Raw genomic sequence first — 1,512 nt, 5'->3', positions numbered from 1 at the left:
ACAAACGGGTGGGCGAGGGACAAATTTAATAAGGATACAACATGAAGAAATTAAACTTGGAGACGTTTTTTCATTTTTCCGACTATGGAACGAATGGGAAGCGTGAAATCCTTGCTGGAGTGGTCGGCTATTTTACAATAGTCTATATTCTCATCGTGAATTCCCTGATTTTATCGGAAGCGGGCATTCCGATTAATGGTGCAGTGATTGCGACGATTCTTTTATCGGCTTTAAGCTGTGTCATGATAGGACTTTGGGCGAATGTCCCAATCCTCCTCGTTCCAGGAATGGGCGTAAATGCCCTATTTGCTTATACCATGGTCCAAGGAATGGGTCTATCTTGGCAATCGGCATTGGGTGCTGTATTTATCTCAGGGGTTATTTTTGTAGTCATCGCTTTTACAAAATACTCTAAGTTAATCAGTGATTCGATTCCAAGGTCGATAAAAGAAGCCATATCTGTCGGTCTTGGCTTATTCTTGATGCTAATCGGTCTCGAGAAGGGCGGGATAATCACGAGAGGTTCATCATCTATCGTCGCACTGGGAGATTTAAGCGATCCAGCGGTGTGTGCAACGGTGTTGACCTTTTTGCTGGCAATTACTCTGTTCATCAAGAATGTCCCCGGTAATTTCATGATTACCATCCTGGCAGGCAGCCTCATTGCTTATTGGTTCGGGACAGTTCAACTTTCAAAAATTCATTTTTCAGGCATTGACACAGCTTCCTACGGCGATCTATTCTTTTCATTATCGTTCTTGGAAGCGAACCGGATAGAATTCTGGATAAGTGTATTTGCAATGACGATGGTTCTTGTTTTTGAAAATATTGGTCTTGTACACGGGCATGTAGATAGCATAAACCGCCAGGATGCCTATAAAAAGTCGCTGCAGGCGACAAGTGTGTCCGTTCTGTTTTCAGGTATATTCGGTTCGAGTCCTACCGTTGCTACAGTTGAAACGGCAGCTGGAATCGCATCAGGAGGCAGAACTGGTTTTACTTCCGTGGTGACGGGCGTGCTGTTCATTCTATCACTTCTATTTATACCGGTGATTAAAGTAATCCCTGATAGCGCCATTGCCCCCATCTTAATTATCATTGGCATCTTGATGCTCGGAAATATAAAAGAGCTGGATTTCAGCGATTTAACCGAGAGCATACCTGCAATCATGATCATCACGATCATTCCTTTCACTTACAGCATTGCCGATGGAATGGCATTCGGTTTCATCCTGTACCCGTTCTTGAAGCTGGTAACCGGAAAAGCGAAAGAAGTGTCAGCCCCGATGTATGTGAGTGCCGGAATGTTTATCGTCTATTTCATCATTGGTATGATCGGTAAATAATCCAATAGAGCGGTTGGAATGAGTTAATTCTTATTCCAACCGCTCTTCTTATTTTTTCGTCGGAAAAAATGGATATAATGTGATTTACGCGATGACACATCCAGCTTGAAAATGCTATGATATAGAATATTAAAAAATTGATATATGACAAGCAGCATATTAGAGC

At 42.4% G+C, this 1,512-nt stretch carries 1 protein-coding gene; it reads left to right on the top strand.

Annotation, left to right across the window (positions count from 1 at the left end):
• Nucleotides 1-41: 41 nt before the first annotated feature.
• On the top strand, nucleotides 42-1,346 hold the full coding sequence (locus tag ACFVSH_RS26535; protein WP_387708803.1) for an NCS2 family permease: 1,305 nt from the start codon (nucleotides 42-44) through the stop codon (nucleotides 1,344-1,346).
• Nucleotides 1,347-1,512 lie beyond the last annotated feature (166 nt).

This window comes from Peribacillus sp. NPDC058002, assembly GCF_042886655.1.
Taxonomy (GTDB): Bacteria; Bacillota; Bacilli; order Bacillales; family DSM-1321; genus Peribacillus; species Peribacillus aracenensis.
This window is presented reverse-complemented; position numbering and strand designations above follow the sequence as displayed.

Bases quoted from the DNA above. Each gene is read 5' to 3' on its own strand.
- ACFVSH_RS26535 (WP_387708803.1), top strand. From the start codon at position 42: ATGAAGAAATTAAACTTGGAGACGTTTTTTCATTTTTCCGACTATGGA.